Below are 15,100 nucleotides of genomic sequence, written 5' to 3'. Positions count from 1 at the left end.
CAACAGGCGGTGCTCGCCAAGAACGACGGGGCGGCGCGCGCCCTGCGCACCGAACTCGCCTCACGGGGAACGGCGGTCGTCAACCTGCTGTGTGCACGAGGCAGCCCGCCGCCGCGCCGGCCGCGTACCAGAACAGATCGGGTGCGTTGAAGGTGGATCCGAGTACCAGGCGGGCGACGGCGCTGCGTTGGGCGAGCTCCGCCGGCCAGGGGCCGAGCTGCAGGAACTCGACCGCCCAGCTGATGGCCAGTGCCGTCCCCGCGGCCCGCAGGGGGGTCAGCCGCGGTGCCACCACGACGACCAGGGCGAGGACCAGGACGGTGTAGAGGGCGTCCCCGCCGTACTTGGCCACGCTCCCCGCCGCCACGGCCCTCAGGCCCAGCCCCGCGCCGACGGTCACCACCGCGGCCCCGGCGGCCACGAGGCGCGTCCGTACGGTGGCGGCCGGAACCGGAGCCGGAGCCGGGGCGTGTGCGCGGGGCGCGGGGATGAGGTCCATGCGGCCATCCTGCCGGACGCCCGCCGACCGGACGCCTCCACACCGCGGGCCGAGGAGGATCCCGGACGGCGGTGTAGTCCGTACCGGGGGTGGAGTCCGGTACGCAGGGCGTGTACCGCCCGCCCCGGCGGACATCGCTGCCACTCTCGTCACCCATGGATGTCAGCACCTTCTACGCCCTCTTCTCCGCCACCTGCTTCACCCTGGTCGGCCTGTGGTGGAACGTGGTGCAGAACCACCCGGAATGGATGCGCGAACCCGCCCTGCGCAGGATCGTGGGAGGGGTCTACCTGTCCTTCCTGCTGCCCGCCCTGATGGGACTCTTCGCCCAGGTCGGCGGTACGGAACAACCACACATCTGGCGGGTGGCCTTCATCGCCCTCGCCGTGGTCGGCTGCGTGTGCACCCTGAGGCTGCTCACCCGCGCCGGTGCCCGCGGCGACCACTTCGTCACCCGGCAGCAGGCCGGTGCCGCCCTGCTCTACCTGCTGATCGCCGTCGTCGGCGCCTTCCCCGAACTCGCCGGCCACATCGGGCTGCGTCCCATCCAGGCCGAGGCCCTCATGCTGATCGCGCTGATCATCCTGGGCCACGCCCTCGTCTGGCGCTTCATGGCGGGGGAGGGCCGCCCGGCGGAACAACCGTGACCGGTGGCCGCAGGGGCGGGCGGGCCGGTCGCCGGCCCGACGGTGCGTCAGCTCTCGCGGGCCATGACGCGACGGGCCGCCTCGGCCTCGGCCGCGGGCGGAGACAGCTCGTCGAGGGTGTCGAGCTCGTCGTCCGACTCCAGCTCCTGTTCCCACGCCGCCGCGAGGCGTTCCTGCTCCTCGTGCGGTCTGCCGGCGACGGCCTCCCGGTGCTGCGGGTCCAGAGCCGCGAGGAACCGTCCGACCGCGTCCTTCGCCATGGCGTACTCCTTCTCGGTGGGGGAGGGGCGGCGCCGACCGCGGTGCCGCGCCCGGCCCAGGATGGCGAACCCGGCCGGTCCCGGCCGCCCGACACGGCACGCCACCACCCGAATGCCTGCCGGGCAGGTGTGCGAAGGTCCAGCGGGTGCGGGCGCCATGAGGCTGCTCTAGCGTCGAAGGAGGGGAGGGAGACCCTGCCGAGCCGGTCCGGTGCGGGGCCCGGGCCCGGCGGCCGTGTGCCGACCGCGTGCTCGGCGACGTTCCCCGGCGGATCCGGCACTCCCGTGCGCCGGGCCGCACGATGACCCCGGAGAGCAGGTACGTCCCATGCGCACGTCCACCCGTATCGCAAGCGTCCTCACCGGCCTGACCCTCGCCCTCGGCGGCGCCTCCTTCCTCGCCCCCGCCGCGCACGCGGACGTCACGGCCTGCATCAACCAGGTCGAGCGCGAGCTGCACGGCGGCGAGGCCCCGGACTCCGTCCGGATGGCGTGTTACGTCGGGTTGACCGGCGACAACGCGCAGTGCGTCAGCGGCCTCACCGCGGGCGGCGTGACGAACGGCACCGCCGTGAGCGCCTGCAAGGTCGCACCCGAATAGGCGGCACCCCTCCCGAAGCGGACCACCGCGCCGCGGTCCCCTGACGCATGCGCAAGACCGGCCCGGTCCGTCGCAGGCCGACCCCGACGACGGTCACACCCCACAGGCCCCGCCCGGCCGGGCCCGGGCCAGTACGCGCTCCGCCAACTCCCCCGGGGACAGCAGGCCGTCCAGGAACACGGTGCCACCGGGCAGCGCACCGGCCGCACCCACGCACGCCTCGATCCTGCCCTTGGCCCAGTCCCGCACCCGCTGCTCCCGCTCGGGATCGTCCGCACGAAGCCGACCATCTCCGGGTCGTAGACCAGCGCCTCGGGCCAGCGCGGGCGCAACTCCTCCCCCCGCCCCGGCCGTGTCCGCTGATCGGACCCGGTACCGCGGATCAGCATGCCGCGCGGCCGGGACGGGGCCAAATCCCCCGTGGGGCTTCGGCGTTCGCGGGAGGGGGACGTCGGGCCGGTCAGGTTCGCGGGCCCGTGTCGAACGTGGGCGGCTCGACGCCGCTGACGCACCCGGTCTTGGCGGCCGTCGGGTCGTCGAGGAACGAGAGGGCGATCTCCTGCGCGCACGGGGACGCCGCGAAGGTCACGTGGGCGACGTACGGGATGGTGACGACCGTGGCCCGGCTCAGCGTGCGGGCGGCGTACTCCCCGCTGCGCGCCCCGGTCTGGGCGTCGAACCCGCCCGACAGCACGAGGGTGGGGATGGCGCTGCGCGTCACGTCGCGGACCGAGCGCGGTGCCGCGGGAACCTTCCAGGCGTCGCAGTCGGCGTGGAGGAAGGTGAGCTGGGGAGCGTTGACCAGGACCGAGCGGGGGAAGGAGGGGAACGCCGCCCGTCCCGCCCGCAGGGTGTCGGCCTCGCTCTCGAAGGGCACCCACTCCCGGCAGAACACCCCGTACGCCAGCCCGTGCGCGACCCGCCCGATCGCCTGGGGGCTGAACTTCGCGCCCGCCCACTGCTCGGCGATCCGCCGCGGGTTGCCGTGGGCCAGCTCGTCGAGGGAGCGGGGTACGCCGGCCGCCACGTGGGTGGCGCTGGTCATCCAGTTGACCAGCGTCCCGCCGTCCAGCACGACCTTCACCGGCTGCGCACGGCCCGCCACCTTGACGGTGGTGGTGACCGGCTGGGCTTCGAGCCGGCGGACCAGGTGGTCGAAGGTGGCCGACAGGTTCGGGTAGCGACGGTCGCACGCGGGCTGCTGTGCGCACGCCCGGAACAGACCGTCGAAGCCCTGGCGGGCGCTGCTCCAGGTCAGGGCGGATCCGGCGGTGGACGGCGGCAGGACGCCGTCGATGCCGACGGACCGGATCCCCTCGGGGTGGTCACGCAGGTAGATGAGGGCCAGGTCGGTGCCGTAGGAGATGCCGAACACGTTCCACTGCGGAAGACCCAGCGCGAGGCGCAGGTCCGCGTAGTCGCCGGCGCTCTCGGTGCTGTCGTAGGCGCTGAGTTCGGCCCCGCGGCCGATCAGTTGCTCGCGGCAGGTGCGGGTGGCGTCGACGTGCAGGCGCCGCGTGGACGGGGCGTCGTAGACCAGGCCGACCGAGCGGGCGGCGAACTCGTCGATGTCGGGGCAGGTCAGCACCGGGTCGGCCGAGTACGTGCCGCGCTGCGACATCAGGATGAGGTCGCGGTCGCGGTTGAGCCCGCCGTCGACCGCCAACTGGGCCTCCCCGACGGCGTCGTCGCCGGGGCCGCCGGCGAACCACACCACCGGGTCCGGCTTCGGCCGCTCCGTGGCCGCGGGCACGACGGCGACACCCAGGCTTATCTTACGGCCGCCCGGCTCCGCACGGTTCTCGGGCACGGTGAGCGTCCCGCAACGGGCGCCCTTGAGGGCGGGGACCGGTTCCGGGGTCTTGGGGCAGGGGCCCGGCTCGTAGTGGGCGTCGCCGACCGTGCGCGGGGTCGTGCCGATCGCCTTACCGGCGCCCGGACTCGGGCCGCCGCCGACGGCGCCGTGGGCGGGAGCCGCCACGAGGCCGGTGACGAGGATGCCGGTCGCCAGCCCGGCCGGCACGACGCGCAGGCGCCGTACGGCGCGGCGGCGGGGCGCTTCGGTGGGTCCCATCAGGCCTCCCGGTCACTTCGGAGCGCTCGTGAACGGCTTCGGTGCGAGGTCGCCGCGCACGGTGCCGGCCGCGGTGGGGCGGGCGGAGAACGAGGCCGGCACGCGCTGCGCGCCGACGGCCGGGGACGACGAAGTGACCGGTCCCGGGGACGCTCACGGCGGTGGAGCGGGACAGGTCGCGCGCGGTACGGGCGCCGCGACGCGGGCCGCGGATCGGGCGGATCGCACATACCGGACGATACCGGCTGCCTCGAACGGGCGCACACGAGCCGACGGAGCGCCTGGTGGGGCGTCGGCGTCGAGGCCCGTGCGGACGGTCACGGCATCGAGAGGGCCCGTCCGGGGGCCAGGGCCGCGGAAATGCGTTCGGCGATGGTCTGGGCCGAGTTGCCTTCGGGGCTCTCGGGGCCCTTCGTCACGGACACGGAGATGGCGAGTTTCCGGGCGGGCAGATAGGCCTGGATGGCCGCGTAGCCGGAGAACGACGGGTTCGTCAGGATCCAGCCGTCGACGACGATCACCCCCAGGCCGAAGTGCCGGGCGGCGGTGTTGGTCAGCAGGCAGACACTGGCCGGGCAGGACGGCGTCGCGTGGCCCAGGCCGACGGTCCCCGGATCGAGTTGGGTCCGGAAGGATCCCGCCGACAGCAGCTCACCGGTCCCCACGCCCCGCGCGGACCGGTCGAGGTCGCAGATGTCCTGCACCAGGACCGCGCCGCGGGCCGTGGTCCACGAGGGGTTCCAGAAGGTGGACTCCTCGTAGGTGCCGCGCTCGGAGGTGAAGGCGTGCAGGACGGGTTCCGGGATCTGCGGCGTGTACTGGTTGCCGGTCGCGGTCAGCCCGAGGGGCCGGAACACGCGCTGCGTGAGCAGCCGGTCCAGCGGCAGCCCGCCGATCTTCTCCAGCGCGGCGCCGAGGATCGCGAAATTGGCGTGCGAGTAGTTCCAGTTGGTCCCCGGCCGGTAGAGGAGGGGCTGCTTCGTCGCGATCGCGATGACCTCGGCCGGCGTCCACTGGCGGAACGGTTCGGCCTTGAGCTCCGCGACGAAGGCGGGGTCGGTCACGTAGTCGTGCAGCCCGGAGGTGGAGCTGCCGAGCATCCGCAGGGTGATCTCCGAGCCGTGCGGTACGTCCGGCAGCCAGCGGGACACCGGGTCGTCGAGCGAGGCCTTGCCCTCGTCGACGAGCTGGAGGAGGACGATGCCCATGTACACGATCGCCACGGACCCCGTACGGAAGCGCATCGACGGCTCGGCCGGGACGCCCGTCATCGATGCGCCGAGAGCGGTGGTGAGCACCTCCCGGCCGCCCGAGGAGACCCGCAGCACCACCGAGTTCAGCCCGAGCTCCCGCTGGGACCGCCGGGCTATGGCAAGTACCGTCCGCGCGTCGCCCCCGGCCGGTTCGGGCGACGCGGCGCAGGCCCCGGCCGGGACGGGCGCGGCCGACGCCGGTGCCGTGGCGACCCCGGCCGGCAGGACCGTTCCCAGCAGGCCTGCGATGCACAGCAGCACCGTACGGGTCCGCCTCATCCACCCAGTATCGGCGGACCCGTCGGGCGGCGCGCGGTGCGCGCCGGCCCCGGTCAGGCGGGCTCCGGGACCGACGGCGGGCCGACCGGGAGCAGGCGGCCGCCGGTGAGCCGCAGCAACTCCTCGGCGGTGGTGGGGAACACCGTGTGCGGGGTGCCCGCGGCCGCCCAGATCCGGGCGTGGCCGGTGAGCGCCTCGTCGACGACGGTGGGCAGGGGCCGGGGGTGTCCGACGGGGGCGACACCGCCGATGGCCTGCCCGGTGGCCTCGCGGACCTGCTCGGGGGTGGCGCGGCGGAGTTCGGGGCGACCCCACCGGGCGGCGAGGGCGGTGGTGTCGACCCTGTGCCGCCCACTGGTGAGGACGAGGACGGGTTCGTCCCCCGAGAGGAACACCAGGCTGTTGGCGATGGCCCCGATGTCGCACCGCAGGGCCTCGGCGGCCTCGGCGGCCGTGCGGGCCGAGCGGTCGAGCCGGCGCACCTCTCCGGGGACGCCGGCCGCCGCGAGGGCGCGGGCCACCTCGGCGGACCGGGCGGGCAGGGCGGACGGCGGGGTGGGGGTGGCGTGCTCGGGCTCCACGGGCGCTCCTTCGCATGGCGTTCCACGTACAGAACGTTCTGTATGTGGAACGATAGGGTGCGGCGCGGAAGCGGAGCAAGCGGATTGAGCGGGGCTCGGGGGAGGCTCGGGGAAGAGGAGGCGTCGCGTGGACCTGGCTGCCGAGGTGGGCGCCCGGGTGCGGGCCCTGCGGACGGAGCGCGGGATGTCGCTGTCGGAGCTGGCCCGCAGGTCCGGCGTCGGCAAGGGCACGCTCTCGGAGCTGGAGGGCGGACGCCGCAACCCCACCCTGGAGACGCTCTACGCGCTCACGACCGCTCTGGAACTCCCCCTCAGCACGGCGCTGCACACGACGGGACTGCCCGCGCGGCTGTCGGGAGCGGCGGTGAACGCGGTCCTCACCGAGCGGTTCGAGGATGCCGAGGCGGTCACGGAGACCTACCGGATCCGCATTCGCGCCGGATCGTTCCAGGAGTCCACCGGGCACACGGCCGGGGCGACGGAGCACATCGTCGTCCTGGGAGGGACGGCCCACGTGGGCGAGCTCGCGGGGCCGCCCCGGCGGGTCGGGCCGGGCGAACACGCCGCCTGGGCGGCCGACGTACCGCACCTGTACCGCGCCGCGGAGGAGGAGGACGTCGACGCGCTCCTGGTGGTCCGCTACCCCCGCCCGGCCATCTCGTAGCGGTCCGTGGCGACGTGGTAGAAGTGGGCGTCGACGGGCGGTTGGGTCACGACGTTCGGGGTGGACGATGCGGATCGGTGAGCTGGCACGGCGCAGCGGGGTGAGCGAGCGCTCCCTGCGCTACTACGAGACGCAGGAACTGCTGCGCGCGGAGCGCACCCCGGGCGGCCACCGGGACTACGGCGAGTGGGCGGTCGACCGCGTCGTACGCATCCAGACCCTCTACGCCGCCGGCCTGAACAGCAGGAAGATCGCACAGCTGCTGCCCTGCATGCGGGACGCGGACGGCCGCCCGAGCGAGGTCGCCACCCCGCAGCTGGTCGACGAGCTCACCTCGGAACGCGACCGGATCGACAGCCTCATCGCCGACCTGGTCCGCTCGCGCGACGTCCTGGACGAAGTGATCGACACCGCCTCGCGCGACGCGACTGCGGGCGGGGGCCGCGCGTAGCGGAGGCGGCGCGGCCACCTCGTCGGCGCGCCGCACGGCGGGCGGCTTTCCGGCCGTTGCCCCGCGCAGCCGGTCCGACCCGGACGCCCGGGCAAGGGGGGCGAAGAAATCCGGCTCGCGATGTCGAGAAGCCGTGCCCCGCTCCGTCCCCGGGGTGAACGCGACCACAATGGGTCGCACCCGCACCGCACCGAGGAGAGCCATCATGGCCAAGTACCTGCTGCTCAAGCACTACCGCGGCGCCCCGACCCCGGTCAACGACGTCCCCATGGACCAGTGGACGCCGCAGGAGATCTCGGACCACGTGCAGTACATGAACGACTTCGCGGCCCGGCTCGAAGCGACGGGCGAGTTCGTCGACGGCCAGGCGCTCGCCCCCGAGGGCACCTTCGTCCGCTACGACGGCGAAGGCCGTCCGCCCGTCACCGACGGCCCCTTCGCCGAGACCAAGGACCTCATCGCCGGCTGGATGGTCATCGACGTCGACAGCTACGAACGCGCCGTCGAGCTGGCCGGGGAGCTCTCGGCCGCTCCCGGGGCGGGCGGGAAGCCGATCCACGAGTGGCTCGAACTGCGCCCCTTCCTGGGCGCCCACCCCACCGTCACGGAGTGACCCCTGCCATGGACGAGGCCCGGCTCCGGAGCCTCATGCCCGGTGTCCTCGCCATCCTCGTCCGCCGCGGAGCCGACTTCGCGGCGGCCGAGGACGCCGTGCAGGACGCCCTGGTCGAGGCGGTGCGCGTCTGGCCGGCCGACCCGCCGCGCGACCCGAAGGGCTGGCTGGTCACCGTGGCCTGGCGCCGCTTCCTCGACGCGGCCAGGGCCGACACCACACGCCGGCGGCGCGAGGACCGCGTCGACCGGGAGCCGGCGCCCGGTCCCGCACCCGAAGGGGACGACACCCTCTGGCTCTACTTCCTCTGCGCCCACCCCGCGCTGACCCCGTCGTCGGCGGTCGCGCTCACACTGCGCGCCGTCGGCGGGCTCACCACCCGCCAGATCGCCCGGGCCTACCTGGTGCCCGAGGCGACCATGGCGCAGCGCATCAGCCGGGCCAAGCGCACCGTCTCCGGCGTGCGGCTGGACCGGCCCGGCGACGTCTCCACCGTGCTGCGCGTGCTCTACCTGGTCTTCAACGAGGGCTACTCCGGCGACCTCGACCTCGCCGCCGAGGCCATCCGCCTCACCCGGCGGCTCGCGGCCGCGATCGACCACCCCGAGGTGGCGGGACTGCTCGCCCTGATGCTGCTCCACCACGCCCGGCGCGCCGCCCGGACCGCGCCCGACGGCAGCCTGGTCCCGCTCGCCGCGCAGGACCGGGGCCGGTGGGACACGCGGGCGATCGCCGAGGGCGTCGGGATCCTGCAGGCGGCCCTCGCCCGCGACCGGCTGGGCGAGTACCAGGCCCAGGCCGCGATCGCGGCACTCCACGCCGACGCGCCGACCGCCGCGGAAACCGACTGGGTCCAGATCGTCGAGTGGTACGACGAGCTCGGCCGGCTGACCGACAGCCCGGTCGTCCGGCTCAACCGCGCGGTGGCCGTCGGTGAGGCCGACGGCCCGCGCGCCGGGCTGACGGCCCTGGCCGCACTGGACGACTCCCTGCCCAGGCACACCGCCGTGGCGGCCTACCTCCACGAACGCGACGGCGACCCGGCGACGGCCGCACGCCTGTACGCGGAGGCGGCCCGCAAGGCGTCCAACGTCGCCGAACGCGACCACCTGACCCGCCAGGCGGCCCGGCTCAACGCCCACCGGAACCGGTGACGCCCTGACGGTCCCCGCCGGGTCGCAGGGGTGTGGGCACCTGCGCGGAGGGGGAGGGGCAGGTGCCCACGGGTGACGGCCGGGGGCCGCTCGCCGAGTCGGCCGTCGATTCCAGCGTAGGCCCCGCGGCCGCGGGGGCCGAGTCCGGCGGGCTCAGGCCTGCTGCCTGCGCAGCAGCGGGGGAGCGGGGTTCGGCAGGGGGCTGGCCGCCGCGGGGGTCAGACCGTCCAGGACCAGGGTCACGTAGCGCCGCCAGCCGCCCTCGGCCGGATCCATGGTCCACAGCACGCTGACGAGCATGCCCATGACCCGCTTGAGGTCGTCGGGCACGAGGTCCGCCCGGATCACCCCGTCCCGCTGGCCCCGGACCACCAACGGGTCGAGCGCGTCGAAGAAGCGGGCGCTCGTCTCGGCGGTGAAGATCCCGGCGTTCCGCGCGGCGGTGAGTACGTGGTGCTCGTCGGCCGCCGAGGTGAGGGCGACCTCGATCACGGTGGCGAGCCCGCGGCGCGCGTCCTCGTCGCCGAGGGCGCGGTCGATGACCGGGAGGACGTCCTGGGTGAACTGCTGGTCCAGCACCGCCCGCAGGAGGGCCGCCTTGTCCGGGAACCGGCGGAACAGGGTCGCGATGCCCACGCCCGCCCGCCGGGCGATCTCGTCGAGCGGCGCTTCGGGTCCTTGCTCGGCGTACACGTCGCGGGCCGCCCGGACGATCTTCTCGACGTTGCGCGCGGCGTCGGCGCGTAGGGGCCGGGGGGTATCGATGGGCACGGCCCAAGCCTAACAACGGAGGGCCGACCGCCAGTTCGAGTTGACACCCCGCGAGTCCTGAAGTGATAGTTGACTACTGAATAGAGCGTGCCCGCACCCTTGCATTCCCGCACCCCCGAACCGCGCCCTTAGGGATCCCGTCATGCCTCAGCCGCCCGCGGCTCCGCACACCGGCAAAGTGATCGCCACGCTCGCACTTGCGGGTGTCACGGCGGCCGTCATGCAGACCCTGGTCACTCCGCTCCTCGCCGACCTGCCGACGCTCCTGCACACCTCCTCCTCCAACTCCGCGTGGGTCGTCACCGCCACCCTCCTGGTCGCCGGCGTGTGCGTACCCATCAGCGGACGCCTCGGGGACATGGTCGGCAAGCGCGGCATGCTCCTCGCCTGCGCGGTGCCGCTGATCATCGGATCGGTGGTGTGCGCGCTGTCCGGCGGCGTCGTCCCGATGATCGTCGGGCGCGGCCTGCAGGGCATCGGCATGGGCATGATCCCCCTGGGCATAGCCCTGCTCCGCGACGTCGTGCCCGCCGAGAAGCTCAGCTCCTCCATCGCCCTGGTCAGCGCCTCGATGGGCATCGGCGGCGGCATCGGCCTCCCGCTCTCCGCGGCGGTCGCGCAGTACGCCGACTGGCGCTTCCTGTTCTGGGGCGCGGCGGCGCTCGCCACCGCCGTCGCCGGCATGATCCTGGCCTTCGTGCCCGACGTCCCCGCGGGCGCCAAGGGGCAGCGCTTCGACTTCGTCGGCGCGCTGGGCCTGGCCGTGGGCCTTGTGTGCCTGCTGCTCGCCGTCTCCAAGGGGGCCGACTGGGGCTGGGGCTCGGCCACCACCGTCGCGCTGTTCGCCGGTGCCGCCGCGGTCCTGGCCGCCTGGGGGTGGTTCGAGTGGCGCACCACCGACCCGCTGGTGGACCTGCGCACCACCGTCCGCCCGCGCGTCCTGCTGACGAACCTGGCCTCGGTCTTCATCGGCTTCGGCATGTACGCGAGCATGCTGGTCGTCCCGCAGCTGCTCCAGTACCCCGAGGCCACCGGCTACGGCCTGGGCCAGTCGATGCTGGCCGCAGGCCTGTGGATGCTGCCCGGCGGGCTGATGATGATGGTCGTGTCCCCGCTCGGGGGCCGGCTCACCAACGCCCGCGGCCCCAAGGTCACGCTCGTCTGCGGCGCGGTCGTACTCGCCGCCGGATACGGGGTGGCCCTCCTGCTGGCGGGCACGGCGCCGGGCCTCATGGTCGCCGCCATGGTGATCAACAGCGGGGTGGCCCTCGCGTACGGAGCCATGCCGGCCCTGATCATGGGCGCGGTGCCGCTCGCGGAGACCGGTGCCGCCAACGGCTTCAACACGCTGATGCGCTCCCTGGGCACCTCGACCGGCGCCGCCGTCGTCGGCGTGGTCCTGGCCCGGATGACCACCACGGCCGGGGGGTTCACCTTCACCTCCGAGGCCGGCTTCCGTACCGGGCTGCTGCTGGGCGGCGCCCTCGCGCTGGTCTCCGCGGCCGTCGCCGCCCTCATCCCCGCCCCCCGGGTGGAACCACCCACCCCCGGGGGCGCGGAGGGGCCGACGGCGGAGACCGCCGGAGCGGCCGCTCCGGCGGGCGCCTGACGGTCAGCGGGCCGGGTAGTCCGTGTAGCCGCGGGCGTCGCCCCCGAAGAACGTGGACGGGTCCGGGGCGTTGTACGGGCCTTCGGTGCGCAGGCGCTCGGGCAGGTCGGGATTGGCGAGGAAGAGGGCGCCGAAGGCGAGCAGGTCGGCGGTGCCGTCCTCGATCAGGGTGAGGGCGCGGTGGTCGGTGGGTCCCTCGGTCGCCGGGTTCAGCACGAGCGGTCCGGAGAACTGCTTGCGCAGCGCGAGGGTGGTTTCCCGGGCTTCGGGGCCGTGCTCCAGCACGTGGAGGTAGGCGAGGCCGAGCCCATCGAGCTCCTTGACCAGCGCCTCGTACGTCGGCTGCGGGTCCGGCTCGGAGATGTCGTTGTACGTGTTCCCGGGCGACACGCGCAGGGCGGTGCGCTCGGCGCCGATCGCGGCGGCCACCGCCCGGACCACCTCCACCGCGAAGCGGATCCGGTTCTCCACCGGGCCGCCCCACTCGTCGGCGCGCAGGTTCGAGCCGGGGGCGAGGAACTGGTGGATCAGGTATCCGTTGGCCCCGTGCAGCTCCACCCCGTCGAAGCCGGCCTCCACCGCGTTGCGGGCCGCCAGGGCGTAGGCGGCGACGGTTTCCCGTACCTCGGTCCCGGTCAGCTCGTGCGGGGTGACGAAGTCCTTCATGCCGTCGCCGGTGAACAGCTGCCCCCGGGGGGCCACCGCGGACGGGGCCACGGGGACGAGGCCGTCGGGCAGCAGTGACGGGTGGCCGATCCGGCCGGAGTGCATCAGCTGGGCGAAGATCCGGCCACCGGCCGCGTGTACGGAGTCGGTGACCTCGCGCCAGGACGCCACCTGCTCGGCGCTGTGCAGCCCCGGGGTGAAGGGGTAGCCCTGTCCGACGGCGGAAGGCTGGATGCCCTCGCTGATGAGCAGGCCGGCGGAGGCGCGCTGGGTGTAGTACTCGGTGACGAGGGCCGTCGCGACGCCGCCCTCGCCCGCGCGGCTGCGCGTCATGGGGGCCAGGGCGATCCGGTTGGGAAGGGTGACGCCGGGAATGCGGACCGGTTCGAACGCGCTGGTCATCTTCGCCTCACAAAGATAGAAGATAATTGGTCGGCCAATGATTGGCTGTGGATGCAGCGTACCCCATTGCTTGGCCGACCAATCAAATTGCCCCGGCGGGTAGGATTCGCATGACGACGGCAGGTCGCCGCCCTCGGGGGCGACGACCGGCGACCGGATCCGACACACCCCTCCAGGAGGAGCGCCCCGATGACTGCGGAACCCGTTCAGGAGCCGCGCACCGCGCCGGGGTGCGCGGCGGCGCCCAGTGCCGTGCTGGACGGGCCGGTGAGTCACGCGATCAGCCGGGTCTCCCGGCTGCACCGGATCGCCGCGGGCCGGGTCCTGCGCGAACTGGGACTCCATCCCGGGCAGGAGTTCCTGATGATGCACCTGTGGGACAGCGGTGCGGTGCGCCAGTCCGAGCTGATCAAGGCGGTGGGCCTCGATCCCTCCACGGTGACCAAGATGCTCCAGCGCCTGGAGCACGCCGGCCACGTACGCCGCCGCCCCGACCCGTCCGACCGGCGGGCCTCCCTGGTGGAGGCGACGGAGGCCAGTTGCTGCCTGCTGGTCGAGGTCCGCAGGGCCTGGGGCGAGCTGGAGCGTCAGACCCTGGAGGGCCTGGACGCCGTCGAGCGCGGCGAACTGGCCCGCCTCCTGGGCAAGGTCGAGACCGCGTTGTGGGCGGAACTCACCCACGGAGGCGGCGCGGGGTGCGGCGCCGCGTCCGGGGAGACGGCCTAGTGCCGTGACCGGGAACCGTTCGGCCGGTCATGCGGCGACGGTGAAGTCGTCCGGCATCACCGGGGGAGGACCCTGGGTCCACACCACCCGCAGTGCCGAGGCGGAGATCCGCCAGCCGTCGGTCGTCCTGACCAGGCTGGTCTCGGTGTGGCCGGCGGAGATGAAGACGTTGCCCGACCCGTCGGCCAGGACGTGGGTGCTCAGTTGGGCGCCACGGGCGGTGGCCCGGGTGCCATCGATCTCGATGGTGGTGTTGGTGCCCAGGTGCACGGTTCGGTCGAAGAGGGCCATTGCGCGCCGGACGTGGGTCATGAGGGCGTCGCGGCCGCGGACGGTGCCGATGGGCATCTCGGCGGTGACGTCTTCGGTGTGGAACGCGCGGGCCCACTCCTCGTCGAAGACCCCGTCGTCCAGTGAGCGGAGGTAACGGTCCATCAGGTCGGTGATCTCGGCGCGGTCGGTCAGGGCCCGCAGTTGCCGCTGCATCTCGTTGGTGTCCATGACCGAAGACTCCTCCCTCAAGCGCACTTGAGGTCAAGGCTCTCCATCCGGGTCCATCCGAGGGTATAGGTCGGTCATCGACATATGCCGGTTGCCGAGCTATGGTGATCATCGTGAATGATCAACCTCTGCGAGAGCCGACCCTGCTCATCCTCACCGCCATCGCCGACGCCCCGCGTCACGGATACGCGATCGCCCGTGAGGTGGAGCAGATCTCTGAAGGCCGCACGAAGATGCGCACCGGAACGCTGTACGGGGCCCTTGAGCGCCTCCTGGAACAGCAGCTGATCGCCGTCCACGACGAGGAGGTGGTCGACGGGCGCAGGAGGCGCAGTTACGCGCTGGCGCCACGGGGGCGTGAGGTCCTGGCTGCCGAGGCGGCCCGGCTGGCGCACACCGCCCAGGAGGCGAACCGCCGTCTGGGGCTGGGCGGACTGGGTCGGGCGGTGACCGCATGACCGTCCTGCTGAAGCTCTACCCCGCCGCCTACCGCAGGGAGTTCGGCGACGAGATCGCCGACGCCTACGGCCGGGCCACCGACGGCGCGGACCGGCGGGCGCGGACGCGCGAGGCCCTTGACATCGTCGGGCACGCGCTGCGCATGCGGCTCGGACTGTCCTCGGCGGGCCGCGCCGGGCGGCTGCTGGCGGCCGTGGCGCCGTTCGCCGTCGTCGTGGCCGGCCTGGACGCGATGTTCTGGTCCAGGCTGACGCTGTCGTCCCTGCGCGCGGTTCCCGGGATCGGCGAGGCGGGCCCCGTGCTCCTGGTCTGCGTGTCGGGCTTCGTGACGCTCCTGGGCGCCGTGGCGGCCCTGACCGGCCGCTGGGCGGCGGGGGCCTGGACCGTCCTGGCGGGCATGGTCGCCGCATTCGCCGCCATGGCGTTCCGGCCGGGCTTCGGCCTCGGATTCGCGGTGGTGGTCGGCGGGCTGCCCCTGCTGGCGGCGCTGGCGGCGGTGCTCTGTCCGCCCGACCTGCGGCCGGCCCCGCGTCTTCGTACCGCGACCGGGACGGCCGCCGTGTCGGCGGGGGCGGTGGCGCTGACCGTCGTGCCCGCGGTGAGCACACTGCCGTCCCCGCTCGGCGCGCTGTTCGCCGTCGCACCGGTGACGGGCGGGCTGCTGCTGGCCGGCCGCCCGGCGTTCGCCCGGCTGCGCACGGCGTCCGCGGTGCTCGTCGCGGGTCTGCCCGTGGTCGCGCTCGTCACCCTCACGGGGACGCTGGGAGCCCCGGCGATGCTGCTTGGGGCAGGGCTGTTGGTGGCCGCGGCCACGGTGGTGGGGGTCCGTCGCCGCCGGAGCGGATCGCTGCCGTCGGTGTGAGGCCGCAGACGCCGCCGCGCGGGCCCCG

At 74.0% G+C, this 15,100-nt stretch carries 19 protein-coding genes and 1 pseudogene; 11 read left to right on the top strand and 9 right to left on the bottom strand.

Features of this window, described 5'->3' with window-relative positions; translation table 11 throughout:
- Positions 1 to 105: pseudogene (locus ABZW32_RS36395) on the top strand (hydrogenase accessory protein HypB); the annotation flags it as partial.
- Here the strand turns inward: ABZW32_RS36395 and ABZW32_RS36390 are convergent.
- The gene (locus ABZW32_RS36390; protein ID WP_356224665.1) at positions 80 to 499 is read right to left on the bottom strand and encodes a DUF2809 domain-containing protein; all 420 of its coding nucleotides are present in this window, start codon (positions 497 to 499) and stop codon (positions 80 to 82) included. The pseudogene ABZW32_RS36395 and the gene ABZW32_RS36390 overlap by 26 nt on opposite strands.
- A gap of 155 nt (positions 500 to 654) precedes the next feature.
- Between ABZW32_RS36390 and ABZW32_RS36385 the strand changes: the two genes are divergently transcribed.
- Positions 655 to 1,146: a hypothetical protein gene (locus tag ABZW32_RS36385; protein ID WP_356224663.1), complete on the top strand. Its 492-nt coding sequence runs from the start codon at positions 655 to 657 to the stop codon at positions 1,144 to 1,146.
- A gap of 47 nt (positions 1,147 to 1,193) precedes the next feature.
- Here ABZW32_RS36385 and ABZW32_RS36380 read toward each other — a convergent pair whose 3' ends face one another.
- Positions 1,194 to 1,406 carry a hypothetical protein gene (locus ABZW32_RS36380; RefSeq protein ID WP_266847178.1) on the bottom strand — a complete coding sequence of 71 codons (213 nt, stop codon included), beginning with the start codon at positions 1,404 to 1,406 and terminating at the stop codon, positions 1,194 to 1,196.
- A gap of 328 nt (positions 1,407 to 1,734) precedes the next feature.
- Here ABZW32_RS36380 and ABZW32_RS36375 point away from each other — a divergent pair, with 328 nt between their 5' ends.
- Positions 1,735 to 2,007 carry a hypothetical protein gene (locus ABZW32_RS36375; RefSeq protein ID WP_356224661.1) on the top strand — a complete coding sequence of 91 codons (273 nt, stop codon included), beginning with the start codon at positions 1,735 to 1,737 and terminating at the stop codon, positions 2,005 to 2,007.
- A 93-nt stretch (positions 2,008 to 2,100) separates the two neighbouring features.
- Here the strand turns inward: ABZW32_RS36375 and ABZW32_RS36370 are convergent, their stop codons facing one another.
- The 4 genes from ABZW32_RS36370 to ABZW32_RS36355 all read right to left on the bottom strand — a co-directional run bounded on the left by ABZW32_RS36370 (position 2,101) and on the right by ABZW32_RS36355 (position 6,194).
- Positions 2,101 to 2,256, bottom strand: a complete 156-nt coding sequence (locus ABZW32_RS36370) for a hypothetical protein (protein WP_356224659.1) — start codon at positions 2,254 to 2,256, stop codon at positions 2,101 to 2,103.
- 211 nt (positions 2,257 to 2,467) lie between these two features.
- The gene (locus ABZW32_RS36365) at positions 2,468 to 4,081 is read right to left on the bottom strand and encodes an alpha/beta fold hydrolase (protein ID WP_356224657.1); all 1,614 of its coding nucleotides are present in this window, start codon (positions 4,079 to 4,081) and stop codon (positions 2,468 to 2,470) included.
- Between the two features lie 317 nt (positions 4,082 to 4,398).
- Positions 4,399 to 5,613, bottom strand: a complete 1,215-nt coding sequence (locus ABZW32_RS36360; RefSeq protein WP_356224655.1) for a serine hydrolase domain-containing protein — start codon at positions 5,611 to 5,613, stop codon at positions 4,399 to 4,401.
- A 53-nt stretch (positions 5,614 to 5,666) separates the two neighbouring features.
- The gene (locus ABZW32_RS36355; protein WP_356224653.1) at positions 5,667 to 6,194 is read right to left on the bottom strand and encodes a YbaK/EbsC family protein; all 528 of its coding nucleotides are present in this window, start codon (positions 6,192 to 6,194) and stop codon (positions 5,667 to 5,669) included.
- Between the two features lie 127 nt (positions 6,195 to 6,321).
- Here ABZW32_RS36355 and ABZW32_RS36350 point away from each other — a divergent pair, with 127 nt between their 5' ends.
- The 4 genes from ABZW32_RS36350 (at position 6,322) to ABZW32_RS36335 (ending at position 9,076) form a co-directional block, all read left to right on the top strand.
- Positions 6,322 to 6,858, top strand: coding sequence for an XRE family transcriptional regulator (locus tag ABZW32_RS36350; RefSeq protein ID WP_356224651.1), 537 nt, complete (start codon positions 6,322 to 6,324; stop codon positions 6,856 to 6,858).
- Between the two features lie 67 nt (positions 6,859 to 6,925).
- On the top strand, positions 6,926 to 7,309 hold the full coding sequence (locus ABZW32_RS36345) for a MerR family transcriptional regulator (protein ID WP_356224649.1): 384 nt from the start codon (positions 6,926 to 6,928) through the stop codon (positions 7,307 to 7,309).
- 205 nt (positions 7,310 to 7,514) lie between these two features.
- Positions 7,515 to 7,922: a YciI family protein gene (locus tag ABZW32_RS36340; protein ID WP_356224647.1), complete on the top strand. Its 408-nt coding sequence runs from the start codon at positions 7,515 to 7,517 to the stop codon at positions 7,920 to 7,922.
- 8 nt (positions 7,923 to 7,930) lie between these two features.
- Positions 7,931 to 9,076, top strand: a complete 1,146-nt coding sequence (locus tag ABZW32_RS36335) for a DUF6596 domain-containing protein (RefSeq protein ID WP_356224667.1) — start codon at positions 7,931 to 7,933, stop codon at positions 9,074 to 9,076.
- A gap of 153 nt (positions 9,077 to 9,229) precedes the next feature.
- Here ABZW32_RS36335 and ABZW32_RS36330 read toward each other — a convergent pair whose 3' ends face one another.
- Positions 9,230 to 9,847, bottom strand: coding sequence for a helix-turn-helix domain-containing protein (locus tag ABZW32_RS36330; RefSeq protein WP_356224645.1), 618 nt, complete (start codon positions 9,845 to 9,847; stop codon positions 9,230 to 9,232).
- A 142-nt stretch (positions 9,848 to 9,989) separates the two neighbouring features.
- On the opposite strand from ABZW32_RS36330, the gene ABZW32_RS36325 reads away from it, so the two are divergent.
- Entirely contained in the window at positions 9,990 to 11,456 is a 1,467-nt protein-coding gene (locus ABZW32_RS36325) for an MFS transporter (protein ID WP_356224643.1), read from the top strand.
- Positions 11,457 to 11,459: 3 nt separating this feature from the next.
- Here ABZW32_RS36325 and ABZW32_RS36320 read toward each other — a convergent pair whose 3' ends face one another.
- Positions 11,460 to 12,524, bottom strand: coding sequence for an alkene reductase (locus ABZW32_RS36320; protein ID WP_356224641.1), 1,065 nt, complete (start codon positions 12,522 to 12,524; stop codon positions 11,460 to 11,462).
- A 189-nt stretch (positions 12,525 to 12,713) separates the two neighbouring features.
- Between ABZW32_RS36320 and ABZW32_RS36315 the strand changes: the two genes are divergently transcribed.
- Positions 12,714 to 13,250 (top strand): MarR family winged helix-turn-helix transcriptional regulator, encoded by a 537-nt coding sequence (locus tag ABZW32_RS36315; protein WP_356224639.1) that lies wholly within the window; start codon positions 12,714 to 12,716, stop codon positions 13,248 to 13,250.
- A gap of 27 nt (positions 13,251 to 13,277) precedes the next feature.
- On the opposite strand, the gene ABZW32_RS36310 is transcribed toward ABZW32_RS36315, so the two are convergent.
- Positions 13,278 to 13,751, bottom strand: coding sequence for a nuclear transport factor 2 family protein (locus ABZW32_RS36310; RefSeq protein ID WP_356224637.1), 474 nt, complete (start codon positions 13,749 to 13,751; stop codon positions 13,278 to 13,280).
- A gap of 113 nt (positions 13,752 to 13,864) precedes the next feature.
- On the opposite strand from ABZW32_RS36310, the gene ABZW32_RS36305 reads away from it, so the two are divergent.
- Entirely contained in the window at positions 13,865 to 14,209 is a 345-nt protein-coding gene (locus ABZW32_RS36305) for a PadR family transcriptional regulator (protein WP_356224635.1), read from the top strand.
- Positions 14,206 to 15,072: a hypothetical protein gene (locus ABZW32_RS36300; protein WP_356224633.1), complete on the top strand. Its 867-nt coding sequence runs from the start codon at positions 14,206 to 14,208 to the stop codon at positions 15,070 to 15,072. Before ABZW32_RS36305 ends, ABZW32_RS36300 begins: the two co-directional genes overlap by 4 nt.
- Positions 15,073 to 15,100: the final 28 nt, after the last annotated feature.

Source organism: Streptomyces sp. NPDC004667, assembly GCF_040609475.1.
GTDB lineage: Bacteria > Actinomycetota > Actinomycetes > Streptomycetales > Streptomycetaceae > Streptomyces.
This window is presented reverse-complemented; position numbering and strand designations above follow the sequence as displayed.

Excerpts from the sequence above, each read along its gene's own strand:
- ABZW32_RS36340 (WP_356224647.1), top strand. The coding sequence starts at position 7,515 with ATGGCCAAGTACCTGCTGCTCAAGCACTACCGCGGCGCCCCGACCCCG.
- ABZW32_RS36365 (WP_356224657.1), bottom strand. The coding sequence starts at position 4,081 with ATGGGACCCACCGAAGCGCCCCGCCGCCGCGCCGTACGGCGCCTGCGC.
- ABZW32_RS36335 (WP_356224667.1), top strand. The coding sequence starts at position 7,931 with ATGGACGAGGCCCGGCTCCGGAGCCTCATGCCCGGTGTCCTCGCCATC.
- ABZW32_RS36320 (WP_356224641.1), bottom strand. The coding sequence starts at position 12,524 with ATGACCAGCGCGTTCGAACCGGTCCGCATTCCCGGCGTCACCCTTCCC.
- ABZW32_RS36315 (WP_356224639.1), top strand. The coding sequence starts at position 12,714 with ATGACTGCGGAACCCGTTCAGGAGCCGCGCACCGCGCCGGGGTGCGCG.
- ABZW32_RS36385 (WP_356224663.1), top strand. The coding sequence starts at position 655 with ATGGATGTCAGCACCTTCTACGCCCTCTTCTCCGCCACCTGCTTCACC.
- ABZW32_RS36300 (WP_356224633.1), top strand. The coding sequence starts at position 14,206 with ATGACCGTCCTGCTGAAGCTCTACCCCGCCGCCTACCGCAGGGAGTTC.
- ABZW32_RS36345 (WP_356224649.1), top strand. The coding sequence starts at position 6,926 with ATGCGGATCGGTGAGCTGGCACGGCGCAGCGGGGTGAGCGAGCGCTCC.
- ABZW32_RS36380 (WP_266847178.1), bottom strand. The coding sequence starts at position 1,406 with ATGGCGAAGGACGCGGTCGGACGGTTCCTCGCGGCTCTGGACCCGCAG.
- ABZW32_RS36375 (WP_356224661.1), top strand. The coding sequence starts at position 1,735 with ATGCGCACGTCCACCCGTATCGCAAGCGTCCTCACCGGCCTGACCCTC.
- ABZW32_RS36390 (WP_356224665.1), bottom strand. The coding sequence starts at position 499 with ATGGACCTCATCCCCGCGCCCCGCGCACACGCCCCGGCTCCGGCTCCG.
- ABZW32_RS36360 (WP_356224655.1), bottom strand. The coding sequence starts at position 5,613 with ATGAGGCGGACCCGTACGGTGCTGCTGTGCATCGCAGGCCTGCTGGGA.
- ABZW32_RS36310 (WP_356224637.1), bottom strand. The coding sequence starts at position 13,751 with ATGGACACCAACGAGATGCAGCGGCAACTGCGGGCCCTGACCGACCGC.
- ABZW32_RS36325 (WP_356224643.1), top strand. The coding sequence starts at position 9,990 with ATGCCTCAGCCGCCCGCGGCTCCGCACACCGGCAAAGTGATCGCCACG.